General features: G+C 61.1%; 23 protein-coding genes. 13 read left to right on the top strand and 10 right to left on the bottom strand.

Annotated features, from left to right (window positions below):
• Nucleotides 1-168: 168 nt before the first annotated feature.
• Complete coding sequence (locus tag AC522E_RS08550) at nucleotides 169-1,956, bottom strand: thiamine pyrophosphate-requiring protein (RefSeq protein WP_500750622.1); 1,788 nt, start codon at nucleotides 1,954-1,956, stop codon at nucleotides 169-171.
• Nucleotides 1,957-2,252: 296 nt separating this feature from the next.
• Between AC522E_RS08550 and AC522E_RS08545 the strand changes: the two genes are divergently transcribed.
• From AC522E_RS08545 to AC522E_RS08495, 11 genes are all read left to right on the top strand, one after another.
• A complete protein-coding gene (locus AC522E_RS08545) occupies nucleotides 2,253-3,245 on the top strand; it encodes a threo-3-hydroxy-L-aspartate ammonia-lyase (protein ID WP_500749986.1) in 993 nt (330 codons plus the stop codon).
• Entirely contained in the window at nucleotides 3,242-4,435 is a 1,194-nt protein-coding gene (locus AC522E_RS08540; RefSeq protein ID WP_500749985.1) for a multidrug effflux MFS transporter, read from the top strand. Before AC522E_RS08545 ends, AC522E_RS08540 begins: the two co-directional genes overlap by 4 nt.
• 26 nt (nucleotides 4,436-4,461) lie before the next feature.
• Complete coding sequence (locus AC522E_RS08535) at nucleotides 4,462-5,220, top strand: dienelactone hydrolase family protein (protein WP_500749984.1); 759 nt, start codon at nucleotides 4,462-4,464, stop codon at nucleotides 5,218-5,220.
• Nucleotides 5,221-5,363: 143 nt separating this feature from the next.
• On the top strand, nucleotides 5,364-5,852 hold the full coding sequence (locus AC522E_RS08530) for a YbaK/EbsC family protein (protein ID WP_500749983.1): 489 nt from the start codon (nucleotides 5,364-5,366) through the stop codon (nucleotides 5,850-5,852).
• Nucleotides 5,853-6,064: 212 nt separating this feature from the next.
• Nucleotides 6,065-6,493, top strand: coding sequence for a hypothetical protein (locus AC522E_RS08525; RefSeq protein WP_500749982.1), 429 nt, complete (start codon nucleotides 6,065-6,067; stop codon nucleotides 6,491-6,493).
• 39 nt (nucleotides 6,494-6,532) lie between these two features.
• A complete protein-coding gene (locus AC522E_RS08520; RefSeq protein WP_500749980.1) occupies nucleotides 6,533-6,841 on the top strand; it encodes a DUF6894 family protein in 309 nt (102 codons plus the stop codon).
• A 343-nt stretch (nucleotides 6,842-7,184) separates the two neighbouring features.
• Complete coding sequence (locus tag AC522E_RS08515) at nucleotides 7,185-7,991, top strand: cytochrome c oxidase subunit II (RefSeq protein ID WP_500749979.1); 807 nt, start codon at nucleotides 7,185-7,187, stop codon at nucleotides 7,989-7,991.
• Between the two features lie 105 nt (nucleotides 7,992-8,096).
• The gene (gene ctaD, locus AC522E_RS08510; protein ID WP_500749978.1) at nucleotides 8,097-9,869 is read left to right on the top strand and encodes a cytochrome c oxidase subunit I; all 1,773 of its coding nucleotides are present in this window, start codon (nucleotides 8,097-8,099) and stop codon (nucleotides 9,867-9,869) included.
• Entirely contained in the window at nucleotides 9,862-10,566 is a 705-nt protein-coding gene (locus AC522E_RS08505; protein WP_500749977.1) for a cytochrome c oxidase subunit 3, read from the top strand. Before ctaD ends, AC522E_RS08505 begins: the two co-directional genes overlap by 8 nt.
• A 14-nt stretch (nucleotides 10,567-10,580) precedes the next feature.
• Entirely contained in the window at nucleotides 10,581-11,303 is a 723-nt protein-coding gene (locus tag AC522E_RS08500) for a heme-copper oxidase subunit III family protein (protein ID WP_500749976.1), read from the top strand.
• Between the two features lie 11 nt (nucleotides 11,304-11,314).
• The gene (locus AC522E_RS08495; protein WP_500749975.1) at nucleotides 11,315-11,650 is read left to right on the top strand and encodes a cytochrome C oxidase subunit IV family protein; all 336 of its coding nucleotides are present in this window, start codon (nucleotides 11,315-11,317) and stop codon (nucleotides 11,648-11,650) included.
• A gap of 99 nt (nucleotides 11,651-11,749) precedes the next feature.
• On the opposite strand, the gene AC522E_RS08490 is transcribed toward AC522E_RS08495, so the two are convergent.
• From AC522E_RS08490 to AC522E_RS08450, 9 genes are all read right to left on the bottom strand, one after another.
• Nucleotides 11,750-12,574, bottom strand: a complete 825-nt coding sequence (locus tag AC522E_RS08490; RefSeq protein ID WP_500749974.1) for a DUF2189 domain-containing protein — start codon at nucleotides 12,572-12,574, stop codon at nucleotides 11,750-11,752.
• A 357-nt stretch (nucleotides 12,575-12,931) separates the two neighbouring features.
• On the bottom strand, nucleotides 12,932-13,885 hold the full coding sequence (locus tag AC522E_RS08485) for a catechol 2,3-dioxygenase (protein WP_500749973.1): 954 nt from the start codon (nucleotides 13,883-13,885) through the stop codon (nucleotides 12,932-12,934).
• A 74-nt stretch (nucleotides 13,886-13,959) separates the two neighbouring features.
• The gene (locus tag AC522E_RS08480) at nucleotides 13,960-15,090 is read right to left on the bottom strand and encodes a 5-methyltetrahydropteroyltriglutamate--homocysteine S-methyltransferase (RefSeq protein WP_500749972.1); all 1,131 of its coding nucleotides are present in this window, start codon (nucleotides 15,088-15,090) and stop codon (nucleotides 13,960-13,962) included.
• Nucleotides 15,091-15,108: 18 nt separating this feature from the next.
• Nucleotides 15,109-15,855, bottom strand: a complete 747-nt coding sequence (locus AC522E_RS08475; RefSeq protein WP_500749971.1) for an ABC transporter ATP-binding protein — start codon at nucleotides 15,853-15,855, stop codon at nucleotides 15,109-15,111.
• A complete protein-coding gene (locus tag AC522E_RS08470) occupies nucleotides 15,848-16,600 on the bottom strand; it encodes an ABC transporter ATP-binding protein (RefSeq protein ID WP_500749970.1) in 753 nt (250 codons plus the stop codon). The genes AC522E_RS08475 and AC522E_RS08470 overlap by 8 nt, the downstream gene beginning before the upstream one ends.
• A gap of 1 nt (nucleotide 16,601) precedes the next feature.
• Nucleotides 16,602-17,636, bottom strand: a complete 1,035-nt coding sequence (locus tag AC522E_RS08465) for a branched-chain amino acid ABC transporter permease (RefSeq protein WP_500749968.1) — start codon at nucleotides 17,634-17,636, stop codon at nucleotides 16,602-16,604.
• Nucleotides 17,637-17,653: 17 nt separating this feature from the next.
• A complete protein-coding gene (locus tag AC522E_RS08460; RefSeq protein ID WP_500749967.1) occupies nucleotides 17,654-18,508 on the bottom strand; it encodes a branched-chain amino acid ABC transporter permease in 855 nt (284 codons plus the stop codon).
• Nucleotides 18,509-18,569: 61 nt separating this feature from the next.
• The gene (locus AC522E_RS08455) at nucleotides 18,570-19,745 is read right to left on the bottom strand and encodes an ABC transporter substrate-binding protein (protein ID WP_500749965.1); all 1,176 of its coding nucleotides are present in this window, start codon (nucleotides 19,743-19,745) and stop codon (nucleotides 18,570-18,572) included.
• Nucleotides 19,746-19,930: 185 nt separating this feature from the next.
• Complete coding sequence (locus AC522E_RS08450; protein WP_500749964.1) at nucleotides 19,931-20,812, bottom strand: Bug family tripartite tricarboxylate transporter substrate binding protein; 882 nt, start codon at nucleotides 20,810-20,812, stop codon at nucleotides 19,931-19,933.
• A 476-nt stretch (nucleotides 20,813-21,288) separates the two neighbouring features.
• On the opposite strand from AC522E_RS08450, the gene AC522E_RS08445 reads away from it, so the two are divergent.
• Nucleotides 21,289-22,176 (top strand): LysR family transcriptional regulator, encoded by an 888-nt coding sequence (locus AC522E_RS08445; RefSeq protein ID WP_500749963.1) that lies wholly within the window; start codon nucleotides 21,289-21,291, stop codon nucleotides 22,174-22,176.
• Nucleotides 22,177-22,337: 161 nt separating this feature from the next.
• Complete coding sequence (locus tag AC522E_RS08440; protein WP_500749962.1) at nucleotides 22,338-23,423, top strand: 4-oxalomesaconate tautomerase; 1,086 nt, start codon at nucleotides 22,338-22,340, stop codon at nucleotides 23,421-23,423.
• Nucleotides 23,424-23,448: the final 25 nt, after the last annotated feature.

The following is a 23,448-nucleotide window of genomic DNA, read 5'->3' as shown; positions in this document are numbered from 1 at the left end:
CGGCGGACCGCCCCTGAATTCGCAAGGCTTCGCGCAAGGGGCCGGGGACCCCTTCGAAACGCGCTCATGTCTCTCAAAGCCCGGGGGAAGTCAAATGGACGGAAGGTAGCGGCCCCGCAGAGCCGCTAGGAATGCATGCCAATGCCCTTCGGACGCGGCCGGCGTCGCCTACTCCTTGTGTGGCAAGACCGTGCTGAGTACCTGCTTCGCCGTCTCGACGATCACGCCGCGTTGATCCGGATCCCCCTTGAGAAGACTCGACGTGAATTTGCGGGCCTGCTCCAGGGTAATGTGCGATGGTAGCGGCGGGACGTTGGGGTCGGTCTTCACCTCCAGAACGACCGGACGATCGCTGGCCAGGGCCTTGTCCCAGGCGTCGCCGACGTTCTCGGGATCGTCCACATAGATACCCCGAAGTCCGATCAGTTCGGCAAACTTGTGGTAGGGCACGTTCGGCAGGTTCTGGGAGGCCTCGTATTTCGGGTCGCCCTCCATCACGCGCTGCTCCCAGGTGACCTGGTTCAGGTCCTCGTTGTTGAACACGCAGCAGATCCAGGTGCGGTTTGCCCAGCGCTGCCAGTATTTCGCGACCGTGATCAGCTCCGCCATGTTGTTCATCTGCATCGCACCGTCCCCGACAAGGGCAACGACAGGCCGGTCCGGGTGAGCGAACTTCGCGGCGATGGCGTACGGAACCGCGGCGCCCATGGATGCCAGCCCACCCGAGAGCGATCCCATCATGCCGCGGCGGAATTTGAGATCGCGGGCATACCAGTTGGCGCATGAGCCGGAATCGCTGGTGACGATCACCTGGTCCGGCAGGCGGGGCGAGAGCTCCCAGGTCACCCGCTGGGGATTCACGGGATTGGCCGATTGCATGGCCCGTGCTTCAAGATCCTTCCACCACTCCGCAACATTCGCTTCGATCCGGTCACGCCAGGAACGATCAGCCTTGTGGTGGAGAAGCGGGAGCAAGGCTTTCAGGGTTTCTGCGCTGTCGCCTACGAGGTTGACCTCCATGGGATAGCGCAGGCTCAGCATGCCGGGCTTGAGGTCGATCTGGACGCCCCGTGCCTGCCCTTCCTCGGGCAGGAATTCAGCATAGGGGAAGCCTGACCCGATCATGAGAAGCGTGTCGCACTCGTTCATCATGTCCCAGCTCGGCTTCGTACCAAGGATACCGATCGAACCTGTGACATAAGGCAGATCGTCCGGAACCGCCGCCTTGCCCAGAAGGGCCTTCGCCACTCCTGCCCCAAGCCTTTCCGCCACCGCAATGACTTCATCGGTCGCGTGCAGGGCGCCAGCCCCCACGAGGATCGCCACCTTCTCACCGGCATTGAGGACGGCAGCCGCCCGATCCAGGTCCGCGTCGTAGGGAACGACCTTCGGATTCGTGTATCCGATGCCGGAATGGAGCGTGCCATGCTTGCGCGGTGGATCCTCGTAGGGCTCCTCCTGCAGGTCATTGGGGAGCACCAGCGCGGTTACGGTCCGCTCCGCCTTTGCGATCCGCACCGCCCTGTCGACCAGGTGCCTGACCTGTGGTGCGGAACTGGCCTGGTGCACGAAGGCACCCGCCACGTCCTGGAACATCGCCTCCAGCTTGACTTCCTGCTGGTACTGACCGCCGATGGCGGCCCGGGCCTGCTGCCCGGAAATGGCGAGAACCGGCTGGTGATCCAGCAGCGCGTCGTAGAGACCCGTTACGAGATGCGACGCGCCCGGGCCCGACGTCGCCAGGCAGACGCCGAGTTCGCCCGAGAACTTCGCATAGGCCGATGCCATGAAAGCAGCCATTTCCTCATGCCGGACCTGGATGAAGTCGAAGGCTCCATCGGCACGGTTCAGTGCCCCGAGGACGCCATTGATGCCGTCCCCGGGATAGCCAAAGATCATGCGCACCCCCCACTCGCCCAATCGTTGCACAATAAAGTCGCCGACCGTCTGAGCCATGATGCACCTGTCGATTGCCGCGAAGATGGGGATCCCGCCGGAGACGCGGTGTCCGGTGAACCGCGACGTCACAGGGATGTTCCCAGGATGGTCGGACGCATCCGCGGGGCCATGCGGAATGCTGGCGACGCCATGTGCTCCGTGCAGGGCTCGAACGAGTCTGAAAAGTGTCAGGATCGCCCGTTTTGCTGTACGAAACGCGTCGGAGCCTGCCGGGCAGGGACTCAGGCAGGCGAGCGAGGCCGACCGACGAGTGCTTTGAGGAGCCCGTCGTTTCAGACAGAGAAGAAGCACGTATGGGTACGCCCCTCCGCCAGGATCTTCCCCTTCCCGCCTCTCCGACCTACGAGGACGTCGTGGCTGCGGCCCGCCGTATCGAGGGCGTTGCTCACCGCACGCCGGTACTGACCTCCCGCATGGCGGACGGCCGCACCGGCGCGACATTATTCTTCAAGGCGGAGAACCTGCAGCGGGCCGGCGCCTTCAAGTTCCGGGGAGCCTATAACGCCATCGCCCGCTTGTCGGAGGATGCCAGGAAGCGCGGCGTCGTCGCCTTTTCATCCGGGAACCACGCCCAGGCGATCGCCTATGCCGGACAGCTCCAGAACGTGCCGCGCGTCATTATCATGCCCCAGGACGCCCCGGCCATGAAGGTGGCCGCGACCAAGGCCTACGGCGGAGAGGTCGTGCTCTATGACCGCTACACTGAAGATCGGGAGGCCATCGGCCGGAAACTTTCCGCCGAGCGGGGCCTCACCCTCATTCCGCCTTACGATCATGAGGACGTCATCGCCGGTCAAGGAACCGCCGTGAAGGAACTGATCGACGAGGTCGGCCCCCTGGATGTGCTCCTCGTCTGCCTTGGCGGCGGCGGCCTTCTCGCCGGGTCGGCGCTCGCCGCCAAGGCGCTCTCGCCCGAATGCCGCATCTTCGGCGTCGAGCCGGAGGCCGGCAATGACGGGCAGCAATCCTTCCGGTCCGGTGCCATCGTGCGGATCCCCGTTCCTTCCACGATCGCAGACGGCGCGCAGACCACCTATCTCGGGTCCAAAACCTTCCCCATCATCCGCGCGCTTGCCGAGGACGTCGTCACCGTCTCGGACGCCATGCTCGTGGAGGCAATGTGCTTCTTCGTCGAGCGCATGAAGATCGTCGTGGAACCTACAGGCTGCCTTGCCGCGGCCGCGGCCCTGAACGGCGTCGTACCCTGCCGCGGGAAGCGGGTCGGCATCATCCTCAGTGGCGGAAATGTGGATCCGAGAGCGCTCGCCGGGTTCCTGACGGCGTGACCTTCCGCCGGCAGGAGCAACCGTCGCTCTGGCTGCTGGTGCTGATCACCTTCAGCGGCACCCTGGCGATGCACATGTTCGTGCCGGCCTTGCCGAGCGCGGCTCGGGATCTCGGCGCCAGCACGGCCGTGACCCAGATGACCATCAGCCTTTATATCATTGGGCTCGCGGTCGGACAGCTCATCTATGGCCCCCTCTCCGATTGCTTCGGGCGACGCCCGACGCTCATGATCGGGCTCGCGCTCTATACATTGGCCGGTTTCATCGCCACCCTGGCGCCCGAAGTCCATGTTCTCGTGGGCGCCCGGCTGTTGCAGGCCCTCGGCGGCTGCGCAGGCCTCGTCCTCGGGCGTGCAATGGTTCGGGACACGGCCGGATCCCAGGATACGGCGCGACGCCTCGCCTTGATGAACCTGATGGTCACGGTCGGACCGGGCCTTGCCCCGTTGATCGGCGGCACTTTGGCGGCAACGCTGGGCTGGCGCTCCATCTTCGTGGTCCTCAGCGCCCTGGGCATAATGAATTTCGTGCTGGCCTGGCGGCTTCTGCCCGAGACCGGACGGCCGAGCGGCAATATCAGCGTCCTGTCCCTCGCCTCCGACTACAGGCGCCTCCTTTGCTCCCCGGCCTTTCTCGGCTTCGCGATCGGCGGCGGCTGCGCCACGACCTCAATGTATGCCTTCATCGCCGCAGCCCCCTTCATCTTCGTCGATCAGCTGCACCAGCCGGAACAGGATGTCGGGCTCTATCTCGGTCTTCTCGTGCTGGGCGTCGCCGCGGGCAGCGCCCTTGCCGGGCGCCTGATCGGCCGCATTGCGATCGAGAAGCTGATGGTCGGCGCCAATATGATCAGCGTCGTTGGAGCACTGATTTTTCTCGCCATCGTCGTGACCGGCCACATGAGCGTCCCTGCCACCATCGGGCTGATGCTTCTCTTCACGATCGGCGTAGGCATGTCGAGCCCCGCCGCTCTGACGAAGGCTGTCAGCGTCAACCCCAGGATCATCGGATCGGCGGCGGGACTTTACGGCTTTGCACAGATGGTGGTCGGGGCATTCTGTACGTCCCTGGCGGGGCTCGGCGGGAACCCGGCCCTGGCCGCAGCCGTCGTCCTCGCGGCAGCGGGGACGATCGGGCAGCTGGCTTTCTGGATCGCCCTCCGGAGGGAAGCGCAGGATCGCGCCGTTTAGAGACCGCATCACAACAGGAGGCCGCGTTGGCAAAGCGCAGGATATCCATCGAAACTCCGGACGGAATGGCACCGGCGACGCTGGTGCATCCGGAAGCCCTCGGTCCCGTCGGGCGCGCTGCCGCCCAGGATCAGCCGGGCGTCATCCTCTACATGGATGCGTTCGGCCTTCGCCCCGCCCTCGACGATATGGCTCAACGCCTCGCCGAAGCGGGTTACATCGTTCTGATCCCCGACCTGTTCTACCGCTTCGGCGCCTACGGGCCGTTCGACGCTAGAACGGCGTTCTCCGTGGAGGAAACCCGCACCGCGATCATGAGCCTGATCAGGGGCACGAGCCAGGAGATGACCCGTCGTGACGGCGCTGCCTTTCTGCGTGCTCTCGAAGACGCGGGCGCTTCTGGGCGGATCGGCACCGTCGGCTATTGCATGGGCGGCGGACGCGCGCTTACAGCCGCGTCTGCCTACCCGGAACGCATCGCGGCGGCGGCAAGCTTCCATGGCGGCAACCTCGCAAGCGACGCGCCGGACAGTCCGCACCGTCAGGTGGCAACGATCCGGGGACGCGTCTATGTCGGGAGCGCCGGGGTCGACAGCGGCTTTCCGCCGGAGCAGTCGGCAAGGTTGGCGAAGGCGCTTCGGGAGGCGCAGATCGACCACATCATCGAAAACTACGTGGGTATGGGCCATGGCTGGGCCGTCCCAGATCACGGCGTGTTCGATCCCGAGGGAGCCGAGCGCCATTGGAGGCGCCTGCTTACCTTCTTCGAGGAAACGCTCCAGTGATCGCCAGCGCTGATCGGGCAGCCTGACGGCAACGAACCGCAAGCTGCGCGATTTGGCGCCCTTCCTCGCCGGAAATGGATCATCTATTCGTGCAGAGTGTTTCGCTGCGATCCCGTCATCCCGTGTCGAAGGAGTTATCGGCTATGAGCCTTGAATCCGTTCGCGCCTTCTTTGCCGAGAACGCGCCTGAGATTCGCATCATCGAGAAGGCGGAAAGCACTGCCACCGTCGCCGAGGCGGCTGCGGCACACGGCATCGAGCCAGGGAGGATCGCCAAGACCTTGTCCCTGCGTGTTGGCGAGCGCACCTTCCTGGTCGTGACGCGCGGCGACGCGCGCCTTGACAATCGCAAGGTCAAGGCGGCCTTCGGAGGTAAGGCCTCCATGCTCGACGCGGAGCAGGTTCAGGCGCTGACGGGTCATCCTGTCGGCGGCGTCTGCCCCTTCGGCCTTGCCACGCCCCTGCCCGTCTATTGTGACATCTCCCTCAAAGCCTTCGACGAGGTGGTTCCGGCAGCAGGCTCCAGGCACACGGCTGTCCGGATCGATCCCCGGCGCATGGCGGATCTCGTCGATGCCGATTGGGTCGATGTGTGTCAGGACCGTTCCGAACCCGTCTCCGCCGCAGGCTGACTGTCGTGTCCGGTCGGAAGTCAATATTGCGGCAGATTATCCCTGCTCCACAGCAGGAGACGAGCGTTTTCGTTTAGTGAAATGTAAGATTCTCACCGTATCGTGACATGGAAAACACAGCGGCTCTCAGCGACTGAGATGGTCTTCCTCTCCCACAGCCATATTTATGTTTACCGGGTTACTCCTCTTCACCAAGAGCAGAAGGAGGGAAAATGACGGACGACGAGGTCGAAATGATTGCCGCGGAACTCGCCAAGGCGGGAGGTCACTCCTGGTATCCAGGGCGAGAGCGAGGACCTTTCAAAGTCGTTGCCGACCGCTATCGCGATCGGGCCCGCCTCGCCATCGCCGCGCTTGATCGCTATCGCGCACGCAAGCAGGGTGTCCCTCTGCCGGAGGAACTCAGTTTCCATGATGCGCGGAGCCCGACTCCCCATGGGGATGAGTTCACCGTAGGCGCGACCGTGCTGTACCGCCCGCCCGGCGATCAAAGATTCTATCGGTGCCGTGTTGAGACGATCGACGGAGACCGCGCCTATCTTGTGCCGGACATGACTGTCTGCACGGGTTGGGTCGACATCAAAAACTTGTTCCCGATAGGTGACGTGAACCCTGCGGAACAACCTGAAATCCAACCTTAGCGGCGACCAATAGAATTTCGAACTACTTCGAAAATATTGTTGCATCGTCAGCATTGCATTGACAGATGCTGGCCACTTGTTTTTAAGCGTCAGCATCATACGGTCCTGGTTTTTGCTGTGCGCTACTTCTTCAATCTCACAAACGGCCAGGATGCCATCCGCGACGATGAGGGCATTGAGGTGTCCGATGTTCAGGCCGCGCTCGTATCGGCTATGGAAGCGATCGAGGAACTGCGCGCAGCGGACCCTTCCTATTCGCAGGACTGGCAGGGCTGGCGGCTAGAGGTTGTCGATTCATCTGGACGCGTTCTGCAGAGTCTTCCTCTCGTGGATTCAGCACAGCACTGAAGATCGCACCTGGAGTCCGCAGGATACTGCGACAGCCGCGCTTCGCTGTCGTGATCCTCGAAGCTCCACCACGCATCCGGTCGAAAGGCAGACAGGACCCCTCGACATGTTATTGCGTCATACATTGACCAACTAGGCCATTGGGTGTAGTTTACTTAAAGATGAATGTTGATTTTCTAGTTGCTGCCGCCCAATGAAAAGAAGCCGAAAAGCGGATACTGTTTCTGACTTTTCACTTGGAAAATACTTTTTTGTTTTCAACTTAGAATAGCGTACGAGTATAGACGTAGTTATCGCCTTCTACTTCATGCCAAAGTCCTCTCGAGGCAAGGATGAGTAAAGAATGGCTGTAGCGCTCATACTGGTTCTAGTAGCCCTCGGCTCGGTACTATTCCACCTTTTCAGCCCATGGTGGTGGACGCCGATTGCCTCGAACTGGCACTACATCGACACGACCATCATTATAACCTTCTGGATTACGGGGACGGTCTTCGTCGCCGTCGTTCTCTTTATGGCCTATTGCATATACCGCTTCCGACACCAAGCAGGGCGACGGGCCACCTATGAACCGGAAAACAAGCGACTCGAGTGGTGGTTGACGGTTGGGACCGGAGTGGGTGTCGCCGCTATGCTGACGCCGGGCCTGTTCGTCTGGAGACAGTTCGTCACCGTCCCAGAGGATGCCACCGACATCGAGGTTTTCGGCCAGCAATGGCAATGGAGTTACCGGCTTCCCGGACCCGACGGACGGCTCGGAACGACGGATGCCCGCGCCATCACCACGGACAACCCACTCGGCCTGAGCCAGGACGACACACACGCGAAGGACGACATCGTCATCCAGGGCGGGGAACTGCATCTGCCGATCGGAAAACCGGTCAAGGCACTGCTTCGCTCCGTCGATGTCATCCATGATTTCTATATACCCGAGCTGCGCACCAAGATGGATCTGGTGCCGGGTCAGGTCTCATATGTCTGGTTCATCCCGACCAGGACCGGAACATTCGAGATTCTTTGCGCTGAGCTCTGTGGTGTCGGCCATCCGCAGATGCGCGGCACGGTCGTGGTCCAGGAACAAAGTGATTATCAGGCGTGGTTGCAGACCCAGACATCGCGAAACTTCGCGCGTCTCACACCTGCCGGGGACTGAGGAGGAGGCCGTCTGAATCGAACGTGAGCAGTGCGACAAGGGAAAACAGGCGTGAAGGCTCCGAAGGGCGAGCCATCACCGGGAGACGTTAGGGAGAGCTGCCTGATGGTTGATGTCCCGCTTGGTCCAGCCGGAGCCTTGGCACCGGCCCAGTACGAAGATGTCGAGCTCTATCACCCCAAGAGCTGGGTTACGAAATACGTCTTCTCCCAGGATGCGAAGGTCATTGCAATCCAGTACTCGGTCACTGCCCTGTCCGTCGGACTGATTGCCCTTGTGTTGTCCTGGCTGATGCGCCTGCAGCTGGGGTTTCCGGGCGTTTTCTCCTTCATCGACGCCAATGCCTATTACCAATTCATCACGATGCACGGCATGATGATGGTGGTCTACGTGCTGACCGCCCTCTTCCTCGGCGGGTTCGGCAACTACCTCATTCCTCTGATGGTCGGCGCGCGCGACATGGTGTTCCCCTATGTCAACATGCTGAGCTTCTGGATCTATCTGCTCGCGGTCCTCGTCCTCGTCGCAAGCTTCTTCGCGCCCGGCGGGCCCACCGGCGCCGGTTGGACGCTGTATCCCCCTCAGGCGATCCTTTCAGGGACGCCGGGCGGGCAGGACTGGGGCATCATCCTGATGCTCGTTTCGCTCATGATTTTCATTATCGGCTTCACCATGGGCGGCTTGAACTATGTCGTGACCGTGCTCCAGGCGCGAGCCCCCGGCATGACGCTGATGCGCATGCCTCTGACCGTTTGGGGAATTTTCACGGCAAGCTTCATGGCGCTGCTGGCGTTTCCGGCGCTGTTCGTAGGCGCCGTGATGATGCTCTTCGATCGAGCACTCGGAACCAGCTTCTTCGTGCCGGCCATCGTCGAGATGGGACAGCCCCTGGATCGAAGCGGCGGCAGTCCATTGCTGTTCCAGCACCTGTTCTGGTTCTTCGGGCATCCGGAAGTGTATATCGTGGCGCTTCCCGCCTTCGGCATCGTCTCGGACCTGATCAGCACGCATGCGCGACGCAACATCTTCGGTTATCGCATGATGGTGTGGGCCCTCCTGGCGATCGGCGCGCTGAGCTTCGTGGTCTGGGCGCACCACATGTACGTCAGCGGCATGAATCCAAACTTCGGATTCTTCTTCGCAACGACGACGCTCATCATTGCCATCCCAACTGCCATCAAGGTCTACAACTGGATCCTGACCCTCTGGCGCGGCGACATTCATCTCACCGTGCCGATGCTGTTCGCTCTCGCCTTCATCGTCACGTTTCTGAATGGAGGCCTCACGGGCCTGTTTCTCGGCAACGTGGTTGTCGACGTCCCTCTCTCCGACACGATGTTCGTCGTCGCCCATTTTCACATGGTGATGGGCGTGGCGCCGATCCTCGTGATTTTCGGCGCGATCTATCACTGGTATCCCAAAGTAACGGGGCGGATGCTGAACAACGCGCTGGGAAAGCTCCATTTCTGGGTCACCTTCCTCGGAGCCTACGCGATCTTTTTCCCCATGCATTATCTGGGCCTGATGGGAATTCCGCGCCGCTACCATGACATCGGCGACATGGCCTTCGTTCCTCCATCGGCCCACACGCTCAACGCCTTTATCACCATCATGGCGCTGCTGGTCGGAGCAACCCAGTTGGTGTTCGTCTTCAATCTCATCTGGAGCCTGCGCAACGGCAAGCTGGCTGGCGGCAACCCCTGGCGAGCGACCACCCTGGAATGGCAGACGCCCGAGACCCCGCCTCCGCACGGAAATTGGGGCAAGGAGCCGCCTGTGGTCTATCGCTGGGCCTACGATTACAGCGTACCGGGCGCCGAACAGGATTTCCTGCCGCAGAACCAGCCGGGTTCCATTCGGGGACCTGCCCATGCTTAGCATCGTTCTCTTCTTGGGTGTCCTGGCGGTTATCGCCGCATGGTGGCTCTCGAAGCAGGGCTTGGCGTCCAAGCCATGGCTGGAACAGGGCGCGGCCACCGAATTTCTGCAACCTGCCGTCACCACTCCTTCTCCGTCGAAAGTGGGCTTAGGCGTCTTTCTCGCAGTGGTCGGATCTCTGTTCGCGCTCTTCATCAGCGCGTACTCGATGCGCATGCAGATGCCGGATTGGCGCACGCTGCCGGTGCCGAGAATCATTTGGCTCAATACGGGGATGCTCGTCCTCAGCAGCCTCGCATTGCATTGCGCGCAGAAGGCTGCCCGCCGGGGCCAATCGGACGAACTCAAGCTGGGCCTCCTCGCGGCGGGCGTCGCCGCCTTGGCCTTCCTGTCCGGCCAGCTTCTCGCCTGGCGGCAGCTGACGGACGAGGGATATCTCCTGACGGCCAATTCAGCCAATGCGTTCTTCTATGTCATGACCGGCGTGCACGGCGTCCATCTTCTCGGCGGATTAGTGGCGCTAGGACGAACCACGGACAAGGCCTGGCGAGGCGCTGCGCCGGATCGTTTGCGCCTCGCAGTGGAGCTCTGCGCCATGTACTGGCATTTCCTGCTCCTCGTATGGCTGATCGTGCTCAGCGTGCTGGTCGGATGGGCCGGAGATCTGGTCGACATCTGCCGACAGCTTCTGACTTGAGAGGAGTTCTGCATATGGCGGAACAAGCTCTGACAGACGACGTGAAGGCTTTTCCGGAGGTTTCGGGCCTGCGAAGTATCGCCAGCGATTTTTCATCGGATCGGAAGGCGTTCAGGAATGTGTCCTGGGGCAAGGCGATGATGTGGATCTTCCTGCTCAGCGACACCTTTGTTTTCAGCTGCTTCCTGATCTCCTACATGACCGCACGGATCTCGACGACCGTGCCGTGGCCCAACCCGAGCGAAGTCTTTTCTCTGACGATCGGCGGAATGGAGCTTCCTCTCCTCCTGATCGCCATCATGACATTCGTCCTGATCAGCAGCAGCGGAACCATGGCGATGGCCGTGAACTTCGGATACCGCCACGACCGCCGGAAGACCGCTGCCCTGATGCTCGCGACAGCGCTTCTCGGCGCCACGTTCGTCGGTATGCAGGCATTTGAGTGGACCAAGCTGATCCATGAGGGCGTCCGGCCATGGAGCAACCCGTGGGGGGCGGCACAGTTCGGTTCGACGTTCTTCATGATCACCGGCTTTCACGGTACGCATGTGACCTTCGGGGTCATCTTCCTCCTCGTCATTGCGCGAAAAGTCTGGCGGGGCGACTTTGACCGTCAGGCCAGAGGATTCTTCACCAGCCGGAAGGGAAACTACGAAGCCGTCGAGATCATGGGGCTCTACTGGCACTTCGTCGATCTCGTCTGGGTCTTCATCTTCGCCCTGTTCTATCTTTGGTAAAAGAGGCAGACATGACACAGGCAATTGCCCATACACAGGGACAGCAACATTCCATCAAGCTTTATCTTGTGGTCTGGGCTTGGTTGTTCGTACTGAGTGCCTGCTCCTACATGGTCGACTACTTCCAGCTTGAGGGAGCGCTCCGCTACACACTCATTCTCCTGTTCATGCTGCTGAAGGCAGGCCTCATTGTCGGAATCTTCATGCATATGGCATGGGAGCGCCTCGCCCTCGTCTATGCCATTCTGGTACCGATGAGCGCTGTCCTGGTCTTTGTAGCGATCATGGTTCTTGAGGCGGACTACACCCTCCTCTCGCGCCTTTCATTCTTTGGCCCCGGCTCATAGCGCAGCACGGAAACGGAACTCTGTCTCGGCGAACAGGGACCCTTTTCCGGAATGGGCGCCGCGCCACTCGAAAGAGCGAGCGCGGGACGGTCCTAATCCTCAAACGGCGGGATGAGCTTCCTGGGGTGGTGGAGGCTCCACGACCCGGCGATACAGATGCCAAGTCGCGTGCCCGAGCACGGGCATAACGATCGCAAGGCCCACGAAGAACGGCAAGGAGCCGACGAGAAGCGCCACTGCGACGATAAGGCCCCACATCGCCATTGTCAGGGGATTCATGACCACCGCCTTGACAGACGTATAGACGGCAACGGCGACGCCAACATCCCGATCAAGCAGAAGCGGAAAGGAAATAACGCTGATGCTCAGAACCACGATGGCAAAGGCGAGGCCAATTGCATTGCCCAACGCGATCAGCCGGATTCCTTCCGGCGTTCCGAGCACCTGGCTTGCGAACTGCGAATAGGATGCCGGAGCGGCATAGCCAAAGAGCGACTCGTAAAGCGTTCGGGCCGTGCCCAGCCAGGCCAGGAAGATGACCAGCAGCACGAGGCCAAGCGCAATGATCGACGGCATCGACGGAGATTGCAGCACGCTGAAGGCATCCTGCCAGGTTGTCGTCAAGCCAAGCTCGCGCCGTCTGCTGATCTCATAGAGGCCGATGGCGGCAATCGGCCCGATGAGGGCAAAGCCCGATGCCAAAGGATAAAGCAGCGGCAGGGCGTTATTGGTGAAGGTCAGCGCTGCAAGGCACGCACCGATGATCGGATAGATCAATCCGAGGAAAACGAGGTGCGAAGGCATGGCCCAGAAATCCTCGAAGCCTCTCACCAACGCCAGCTTCAGGTCGGCGACTTCGATCTTCCGGACGACCGGATGAGCTGGAACCTCGCCTGCACCAGCCAAGATATGGAAATTGGCCATAACCGCTCCTCCACGGGGACTGTCATCCAGCGGGTCGAAGCCACGGCGGGATCGTGCGCAGGGCGGACGGTCACGCGCAACCGCGACCAATGCTGTAAGTATAGGCCTGAACGCTCCAGCTGTCTTCAGGGAAGCGACAAGGGCGTGACTTGCTCGATGAGATCCCGAGCACCCCAGACAGGGTTCAGGGCCCCTGCCCTGCTTCGCCCGAGCGAACGCTGTGGAGTCGAACTGCCGCTCCAAACTCAGGCGAAGCGTGGCCGCGGCGGCTCAGAACAGCACAGACCAACCGTCGGTCCACCAGTCAGGCCGCGCCCGGATAGGAACCTGACCGTAAGGATGGGATCAGCCAGTTCCCTAGACTGGCGGCGTGCCATAGGTATGAAACGAGTCGACCGTCTTCATGCCCCAGGCCTGTCCCTTCTTCCGTTCCTCTTCCGTCCAGACAATTGGCTTCCAATCCGGGGCAAGGATTAACCGGGCCCCGGCATTGGCGACCTCGACCCGGTTGCCCCCCGGCTCATACACGTAAAGGAAGAAGGTCTGCTGAACCGCATGCTTGTGCGGGCCGGATTCGATCGGAACCCCGGCTTCGAGGAAGATATCAGCGGCGCGCAGGACCTCCTCGCGGCTGTCGAGGGCATAGGTGAGATGATGGAACCGGCCCCGTGAGCCGGTATGGTCGCGGGTGTAGGCAAAGTCGTAGCTTTTGTTGGTCACCGTCATCCACATCCCCGCTTCGGTGCCATCGTTGAGGACGATCTGCTCAGTGAGGCGGCATCCGAGATATGTTTCAAAGAAGATGCGGTTTTCACGAATATTCGAGGCAAGGCAGTTCAGGTGATCGAGGCGACGGGCATTGACGCCCCGGGCCGGGAAGCGCTGGGCCTGGTTCTTCAGGGCAGGCTTCAGTTCGGGCGGAGCAACGTACCACTCCGTCTCATAGTAGAGTTCGATCATATGCCCATCGGGGTCTCGGCACAGGAAGGCCGGCCCGTGACCGAGATCGCCATCGGTCCATCCCACATCGTAGCCGGAACCTTCGAGGGCCGCGACACGCCGCTCCAATGCCCTCTGGGATCTGGTCCGGAAAGCCATATGCCCCATGCCCGGCTTCTCCGATGCCGTCAGCTTGAGCGTATGCCGCTCATAGTCGTCCCAGCCTCGCAGATAAACCGATTCACCCTGCCGGCCGCTCTCCGTAAGGCCGAGCACATCGACGAAGAAACGCAGGCTCTCGTCCGGCTTCGGCGTGAGAAGCTCAAGATGGCCAAGATGGGCGAGGTCGACCAGAGGTTCTTCTTCCTGCATCACAGTGTCTTTTCACTCGTGGGATCGGTCTGTTGGGAGCCGGAAAGTCGGTGATCCGGCTCCCGTCGCGCCTGTCAGGCGACTTTTCTGGCTTGCGTGCCCGGGCTGCCCCACACTTCTTCGGCGATCTCGACAATCATCCGGAGCTTTGCCCATTGCTCGTCCTCGGCAAGCGTATTGCCCTCCTCCGTTGAAGCGAAGCCGCACTGAGGTGAGAGGCAGAGCTGATCGAGATCGACATATTTGGTCGCCTCCTCGATCCGGCGCTTGATGGAATCCTTGCTCTCGAGCGTCCCGGTCTTTGAGGTGACGAGTCCAAGGACAACGGACTTGCCCTTGGGCAGGAACCGCAGCGGCTCGAAGCCTCCTGCCCGGTCCGTATCCCATTCCATGAAATATCCGTCGACGGGCATCGCATTGAACAGCGTCTCGGCCACCGGCTCGTAGCCACCGGAAGCGATGAATGTCGACCGGAAATTGCCCCGGCAGAGATGCATTGTGATCGAGAGATCCTCAGGCTTGTCCTTCAGAGCCTCCCGCACCATCCCCGCATAGATGTCAGGTTGCTTGCCCGGGTCGTCGCCCCGTTGACGCAGCATTTCCCGCTGGTCGGGATCGCACAGATAGGCAAACGAAATATCGTCGAGCTGGAGATACCGGCAGCCAGCATCGTAGAACGCGTGTACGGCCTTGTTATAGGCCGCGCCGACGTCGGCATAGAACCGGTCCATCTCGGGATAGACGCCCATGTTCATCATCTTCCGCCCCCCGCGATAGTGGAGCATGCTCGGGCCCGGGATGGTCATTTTTGCCATGCGGCTCGTGTTGTCCTTCACGAACCGGAAATGCTCGATCATCGGATGCCCCGAGAAATCGACCTTGCCTGTGATCCGGAGCGCCTTGGTAATCCCGACGCCCCCCTTGAAATTCATGCCGGAATCGGCCTCGACGGAGGTCACGCCGTCGAGATGCTCAAGGAAATCGAAGTGCCAATAGGCGCGACGGAACTCGCCATCCGTCACCGCCTGCAGGCCGATATCCTCCTGGCGCTTGATGAGAGCCCGGATTTCCCGGTCTTCGACAGCTTTCAGGGCGTCATCCCCGATTTCACCCCGGTGATGCTTCTCGCGCGCCTCCTTCAGAGGCTGTGTCCTGAGAAGGCTTCCAACCATATCGGCGCGAAACGGTGGCTTGGTGCGTTGCATGGCATTTTCCTCCAGGGTTTAACTCATGTTCTTCTCATGCCGGACGATCCGTCCCGGCTTCCTTCCCGTGACGCCGAGATGGTGCTCGAGAATAGCAGGATCTTCAATGAGAGCCCGGCTCGGACCCTCGTGAACGATCGTGCCTCGATCCAGAATGAGCGCGCTGTCCGTCACGCTCAGAATCTTCTGTGCGTGCTGTTCCACAACGATAGCCGAGAGCCCCTCCTCGCGAATGATGCGCTTCAGGGTCGCCAGGAGTTCCTCGATGATGATCGGTGCGAGACCTTCCGTGGGCTCGTCGAGGAGCATTAGCTTCGGGTTCAACACGAGCGCACGGGCAATGGCCAGCATCTGCTGCTCTCCGCCGGACAGCTGATTTCCCATATTGAGGCGGCGCTCCCTGAGGCGGGGGAACATTTCGTAGACCCTGGCCAAGGTCCAAGGCCCGGAACGGGCCACGGCGGTCAGGTTCTCCTCGACCGTGAGGGACTTGAAGATATTGCGCTCCTGGGGCACCCAGCCGATACCTGCACATGCCCGCGCATCCGGGCGCATGCCGGTCAGGTCTTGGCCTGCGAGGGTTATTGTTCCTCCACGTTGGCGGGTCACGCCGATGATCGTATTGAGCAAGGTCGTCTTACCGGTGCCATTACGGCCCAGCACTGCCAGGGACTCGCCAGGTTTCAGATGCAGGTCGATCTTCGAGATGACGATCGCGTCACCGTAGCCGGCGGAAACCTGATGCAGGTTGAGGAGATCACTCATCGAGGCTCTCCCCAAGATAGACCGCTCGGACTCTCGGGTCGGACGAGACCTCGTCGACGCTTCCCTCCGCAAACAAGGCACCATTGACCAAAACGGAGATGCGGTCCGCAAAACTGAAGACCAGATCCATGTCATGCTCGATCAGGAGAACCGAAACATCCCGCGGCAAGGCCCCCACAGTAGCGAGCAGTTCCTGCCGCTCCGCCTCCGGCACGCCCGCGGCCGGCTCATCCAGCAGAAGTACACGCGGCCGGCAGGCGAAGGCCACGGCGATTTCGAGAAGGCGCTGCTTCCCGTATGCTAGGTTCGACGTCCGCTCATCGAGCACGTCGGTAAGCCGAAAACGCTCGGCAACCTCGACAATCTCGTCGACGATCTCACGCTTCGTACCTGTCACACGCCACCAGTCGCGCCCGCCTCCCAAGCGCTCCGATACGGCAAGGCCCAGGGTTTCGAGAGGCGTCATCGCGGGAAAGAGCTGATTGATCTGGAACGTGCGCGCGAGACCGCGCTGCACGCGCAATTCCGGCCTCACATTCGTGATATCGGTCCCCTCCAGGTAGATCTGCCCCGATGTCGGCGCGAGGATGCCGGTCAGCAGATTGATGAAGGTCGTCTTGCCGGCACCGTTCGGACCGATCAACGCATGGCGGGCGCCACGCTCGAGTCGGAACGAAACGTTATCGGTGGCGACGAGCCCCCCGAAGCGCTTGACCAGACCCCTGGTCTCGAGAGCGGGTACCACGTCAGATCTCCCGTATCGAAGGAGACGGCTCGGGCTGGGGCCGCCCGGTCACACGGGCCATCGCTCGGCTCCACAGGGCCCGCGCCCTGTCCGTCAAGCGCTCGCGGCCGGCGAGAACCAGGACGACGAGGATCATGCCAATCCAGAACTGCCAGTACTGCGGCGTCAGTCCCGACAGGACATCCTGCAGACCCTTGAAGACGATGGCTCCGATGAGTCCACCGTAAAGATACCCGACGCCGCCGATGACAAGAACGAGAAGAACATCTGCCGAGCGATGGAAGGCGAGAACGTCGAGCGACACGAACTGGGTGGTTTGGGCTAAAAGAGCACCGGCCGCCCCGGCATAGGCCGCCGATAGCGTATAGACGGCCACGAGCCGACGGTTGGCCGGAATTCCGATAGCGCGAGCCCGGAGAGGGTTGTCGCGGATCGAGCGCAGGGAAAGCCCGAACGGCGACACGACGATCCGACGCGCGAGGACGAACAGCAGAAAGGTCACCACGAGGCTATAGGCGTAGGCCGTCGTACCAAAGATATCGAATTCGAAGAGGCCGAGCAGCGGGCCCATGGCAATGCCCTGAAGGCCGTCGGCGCCTCCGGTCAGCCATGACATCTGATTGGCCACTTCACCCAGCACGAGGGCGACGCCGAGCGTCACCATCAGCTTCGTCAGGTCGGCGCCACGCAGGACGAGGAAGCTGGTCAAGACACCGAGAAGGGCCGCGACCAGCGACGCGGTTGCCAGGCCGACCAGAGGCTCGCCAACACCGAATTTCGCCAGAATTCCTGCGACATAGGCTCCCAAACCGAAGAATGCCCCATGGCCCAGCGACACGATACCCGCATAGCCGAGGATCAGGTCCAGGGAGAGCGCGAAAAGGCCAACGATCGCGATCTCGTTCAGGATAAGATGGCGCTCGGGCATGAAGAACAGCGTTGCCGCCGCTACGATCCAGAAGAGGATATCGGCAACATGCCATCGGCCCTTACGACTCAAGGTCGATCGGACACGCTCTGCAATGGTTGAAGACATTGGATAATTCCCCTCGGTCACCGCGCTCGGGCGAACAGCCCCTGCGGGCGAAGAACGAGAACGATGATCATGAGCGTGTAGATGACGAACGCACCGAGGCTCGGCACGTAATACTTGCCCGCCACATCGGCGATCCCGAGAAGCAGGGAGGCCAGAAATGGACCCGTGATGCTGGTCGTCCCTCCCACCGTGACGACAATAAGAAAGTAGATCATGAATTTGAGCGGAAAGGTGGGATCAAGTCCCAGGATTTCCGCTCCGAGCGCTCCCCCGAGCCCGGCCAGGCCTGAACCCACCGCGAATGTGGTCGCAAAGATCATGCTGACGTTGATCCCGAGGCCGCGGGCAACGCGGGGATCGTCCACCGCGGCCCGCAAGCGGCATCCAAAGCGGGTTCTGGTCAGGACGAGTTGCAAGGCAACGACGAGCACGCCGCAGACGGCGATAATGAAGCTGCGATAGAGTCCAACCTGGATGCCCAGCACATCGATCCTGCCCTGGAGCCAGCTCGGAAGCTGGATCAACTGTTGCTGGGATCCCATGCTGTAGTCCACGGCGGCGACCGCCATGAAGACGATTCCGATCGAGAACAGGACCTGGTCGAGATGGTTGCGCGCATAGAGACGCTTGTAGAGGGTCCGTTCGAGAACGAGTCCTGCCAGGGCGGGTACGAGGAAAGCCAGCGGCAGGGTTGCAAGAAAAGGGACGCCATATCGATTCATGAGAACGGCGGTTACGTAGCCCCCGGCCATTGCGAAGGCACCATGGGCAAGATTAACGAAATTCATCAATCCGAGCGTCACGGCCAGCCCGCAGGCCAGCACGAACAACAACATACCGTAGGCAATCCCATCGAAGAGGATAGTCAGCACCGCACTCTCCAGAAAACGATGCGGAAGCGCCGTCCATCGTCGGCGCTTCCCTGCGTGAGAGTCAGTTGGACTTGGCCGCCTTGACGGGATCCTTGACGTTCGGAATGGTGGCGAACTCCATATTGTAGAGTTCCCCATTTACCCGCTCGACCTTACGGACATAGATATTCTGGACGACGTCCCGGGTCTGCGGGTCGATCGATACCGGGCCGCGCGGGCTCGTCCAGCTCATCCCCTTCATGGCATTCAGGAGCACCTCGCCTCCAGCCCCGTTCGACTTCTTCAGCCCCTCGTAGATCAGATGCATGCCGTCATAGCCGCCGACGGCCATGAAGTTGGGGCGCATGCCATTGTTGGCCTTCTTGAATGCCTCCACGAAAGCCTTGTTCTCCGGGCTGTCATGCGAGGCCGAATAGTGCTGCGTCGTGATCGCCCCGAGAGCGACATCGCCCATATTGTTGAGAAGATCGTCATCCGTCACGTCGCCGGGGCCGATGAGCTTGACCCCGCTCTTGTCGAGACCGCGCTCGACAAACTGCTTCATGAACTGGGCGCCGACGCCGGAGGGCACGAATACGAAGAGGGCGTCCGGCTTAGCGTCCGCAACCTTCTGGAGGAACGGCGAGAAATCCGGATTCTGCAACGGTACGCGCAGGTTCTCCACCTGCCCGCCCTTTGCTGTAAAGGATGCGGAGAATGCCTTTTCGGCGTCAATTCCGGGGCCGTAATCCGAGACGAGGGTGACGACCTTCTTCAGCCCGTTCTGGGAAGCCCAGTCCGCCATCGGCACCGTCGCCTGAGGCAGCGTGAAGCTGGTGCGGACGATGTAAGGCGAGGCCTCGGTAATGGTAGCGGTCGCGGCCGCCATGACGACTTCGGGCACCTTCGCCTGGGTGGCCAGCGGAGCGGTGGCCAAGGCTAGAGGCGTCAAGCCGAAGCCGGCCAGGACCGAGACCTTGTCGTTGACGATCAATTCCTGCGCCAGACGCTTCGTCACGTCGGCGGTGCCGGTATCGTCCTTGACGATAAGCTCAACCTTCTTGCCGGCGACCGTATCGCCCTTCTGCTGCATATAGAGCCTGGCGGCTGCCTCGATCTGACGGCCCGTCGAGGCGAACGGCCCCGTCATCGGCAGGATCAGCCCGATCTTTAGCGACCCCTGTGCCGAAGCAGCACCGCTCATGGCCAGCATGACAGCCGCGGCACCTGCCGCGGCCAGAAGTGTCCGACGTAACATCCCTTTTCCTCCCTCTTCGGCTTTTTAGCCGTTCAGTTTAGGCGCGGGCGCGCCACTTGGTAAGTGTTTGCGCACATGTCTCAATGTAGCATTCATGAAGGTGCCGAAATCGGTCGTTTGGATCGCTGATCGTCACCGACTCCGCCGGGCATGGCATGTCGTCACCGAAATCCCGCCATCGCCGCTTATTCTGGCTTGATCCCAGTGCGCTTGACGAGATCCCCCCATCGAGCGATTTCCTTGCCGATATGGTCGCGGAATTCTGCGGGACTGTTGGTCCAGACCTCCGCCCCTTCCAGGGACAGGCGCTCGGCAATTTCAGGGGCGCCCATCGCCGTTTTGATTTCAGCATTGAGACGATCAACTACGTCTTTCGGAGTACCGGAAGGGACCAGTATCCCATACCATTGCGATGCTTCGAAGCCGGGCAGCCCGGATTCCGCGACAGTGGGAACAGTCGGAGCAGCCCTAAGGCGCATGGATCCGGAGACGGCGAGCGCACGCATCTTGCCAACTTCCACGTGCTGAATCAGGTTCGGTGCTCCTGTGAACGTGAGTTGCACCCGCCCCCCGAGCAGGTCCGTCACGGCTGGAGCGGTGCCTCGATAGGGAACATGTGTCAACGTGATCCCCGCACGGTCGGCGAGCGCCACCATTGCAATATGAGCCGCGCTTCCGATGCCGCCCGAAGCATAATTCAGCTTGCCGGGATTTTGCTGGGCGTATCCAATCAACTCCTGAAGCGTATTTGCCGGAACATCCGGATGGACAACGAGCATATTGTGGACGTTCGCGATGCCGCCGACTGGCTCAAAGCTCGTCAAAGGATCATATGGCAGCTTCGAGTAGAGAGCCGGATTCACTGCGAGCGTGCCAATATGGCCCATTACCAAGGTGTAACCATCGGCAGGGGAACGGGCGACGGATCCCACGCCGATCGAGCCGCCGGCGCCGGGTCGCGACTCAACGATGACAGGGACGCTGAGAGACGTCTCAAGTCTTTGCCCAAGGAGTCGCGCCAAGATGTCGGTAGACCCGCCCGGCGTGAACGGCACGACCAGGGTCATATTGCGGCTCGGATAGGTCTGGGCTCCCGATTTTGCCGGGTCTAGGGTTGTCGCCCCCAAGGCCAGCGCGCCCCCGAAAATCTGGCGGCGATTGGGACCAGGGCGTATAGATCCTCTCGACACGCAGTCAGTCACTTGAACCATCCTCCCGAAATGTAATCGCCCGACAGTTCACGTCGATGCGTGCGGAATTTTGTGTTTGCACTGCGTATTGCTTGAGACTTAGCCCCCTCTGACCGAGACGGACGAAAGTTCAGCAAGATATACTGTCTTAACTATCCCTCTATGACGCTCGACCCGTCGCCACGTACAGACCGGCTACGCTGTGCGGCGCTCCCGTACAGTGTGACTGACCTACGCAAGGTGTGCACGTCGCCACACTGAATCAAATGGTTTGTTTTCTGGGATTAGTGAATATAACTCATATATTCGGGTCGGAATGCCCATCAACAAGCCGCCGCTCGCCGGAGTTTCGCATGCGTATCGACTTCCTTGGCCTCCATGCCTTCGTCGCCATCGCGGAACGAGGCAGCTTCCAGCACGCAGCTGCACACCTGAACCTGTCGCAGACGGCCCTTAGCCATCGCATTCGGAAACTGGAGGAGGATCTCGGCGTAAAGTTGCTGTCACGCACCACGCGCGAGGTATCCCTGACGCAGGCAGGACTTCGGTTGCTGCCGCAGGTCAAAGATACCATAGAAAATTTGGCCATATCGTTGGACCAACTCCGGCTTGAGGGCCGACATCGTCAGGAAACGCTTTCAATCGGCTGTCTCCCGACCATCGCATCGGGGCGCCTGCCCCGGGCGCTGCAGCAATTCCAGGAGCGGCACCCGCATGTGGCCGTTCACATCTACGACCATTCCGCTACGGAAATCTCCGATCTCGTCCAGGCCGGCACGGTCGAGTTCGGCATCACGATGGTCGCAGCCCATCGATGGGACTTCGATATCGAGATGCTGATCAAGGATCCCTTCACATTGGTCTGCCCGCAGCACCACCCCCTGGCCTCACAATCCTCCCTGAATTGGTCCGAGCTGACGGAAGAACCGCTCATCCGGATCAGCTCCCGGGCCGGCAACAGGATCATTATCGACGACGCATTGGGAAGTCGGCGCGAGTCGCTCTGCTGGCGCTTCGAGGTTCAACATATCCAGACCGCCCTTGCCCTGGTCCGGGCCGGCGTGGCTCTAACCGTGGTCCCGCGACTGTCGATCGATACGATCGATGAGCGCGGCCTCAAGCTTGTGCCCCTGCGCAATCCCAGCATTACACGCCAACTCGGCATTGTATCGAAAAGAGGTGTGCCCCTGTCGCCGCTGGCGGACGAGTTGAGAAAGATCATCGTCCGAACATTCGCATGATCGTACCGCCCGACTTGTACCATCAAGTTTGATTGCTCATGAAAAATTTTCACAAAAAGCAGCAAACAAACCATTTGCTGCACCCTGACCGGTGATGCACCCTTCCTGGACGCCATTGAACTGTCCATGGGAGAAGGGCCATCCAACCGCGCATCCCTTGCATGATCTTTCGAGGAGGCACCTCCAAGGGAGCCTACTTTCTCGCTGACGATCTTCCTGGCGACCCGGCGCGGCGCGAGGCGCTGCTTCTCTCGATCATGGGTTCGCCGGATCCACGCCAGATCGACGGCCTTGGCGGCGCCCATCCGCTCACGAGCAAGGTCGCCGTCGTTTCGAAATCGAAAGCGCCGGAGTGCGACGTGGACTTTCTGTTCGGCCAGGTCGCCCTCGACAAGCCGAATGTCGACGTCACCCCCAATTGCGGCAATATTCTCGCCGGCGTCGGGCCGTTCGCCATCGAGCGAGGTTTAGTAGCGACACAGGATCCGGTTACGAGGGTCCGCGTCCGAACAATCAATACGGGAACCATTGCGGAATTGACGGTGCAGACGCCCGCCGGGCGGGTGATCTACGGCGGAGACGCCCGCATCGACGGCGTCCCGGGCACCGCCGCGCCGATCGCGATTGAGTTTCTCGACGCCGCCGGCTCCGTATGCGGCTCCCTGCTTCCGACGGGCAATACTGTTGATCACGTCGCCGGGGTAGATGCGACGCTGATTGACAACGGCATGCCAGTGGTCGTGATCGGGGCCACGGCTGTCGGTCGGACCGGCTATGAGCCTCGCCATGTGCTCGATGCGGACATTGTGCTGAAGGCTCGCCTGGAGCAAATCCGCCTGGAGGCGGGCGGACTTATGGGGCTCGGGGATGTCTCTTCCAAAGTCGTGCCCAAAATGGTGCTGGTTGCGCCCCCTGCCGCAGGTGGGCACATCTGCACGCGCAGCTTCATCCCCCACGAATGCCATGCCTCGATCGGCGTGTTCGCTGCCGTTACCGTTGCAACCGCCTGCGTGCTGCCTGCCTCCCCTGCAGCCCGCGTCGCGCAGACTCCGCCGGGACAGGAAAAGAAATTGTCGGTCGAGCATCCAACTGGCGAGTTCAGCGTGATGATCGAAGTTGGCGGGACAGAGGAAAGGCCCGTGGTCCACCGCGCGGGACTGCTGCGGACGGCCCGTCTTCTGTTCGAGGGGCATGCCTTCGCGCACGAAACCCTCGCCACATCCGAGTCAGGCCGCGACGCCGCCTGATTCTTCAATGAACTTTTCGTTTCGA

Source organism: Microvirga sp. BF8, assembly GCF_059888585.1.
Note: the sequence above shows the minus strand (reverse complement) of the source record. Positions and strands in the feature narration are given on the sequence as shown.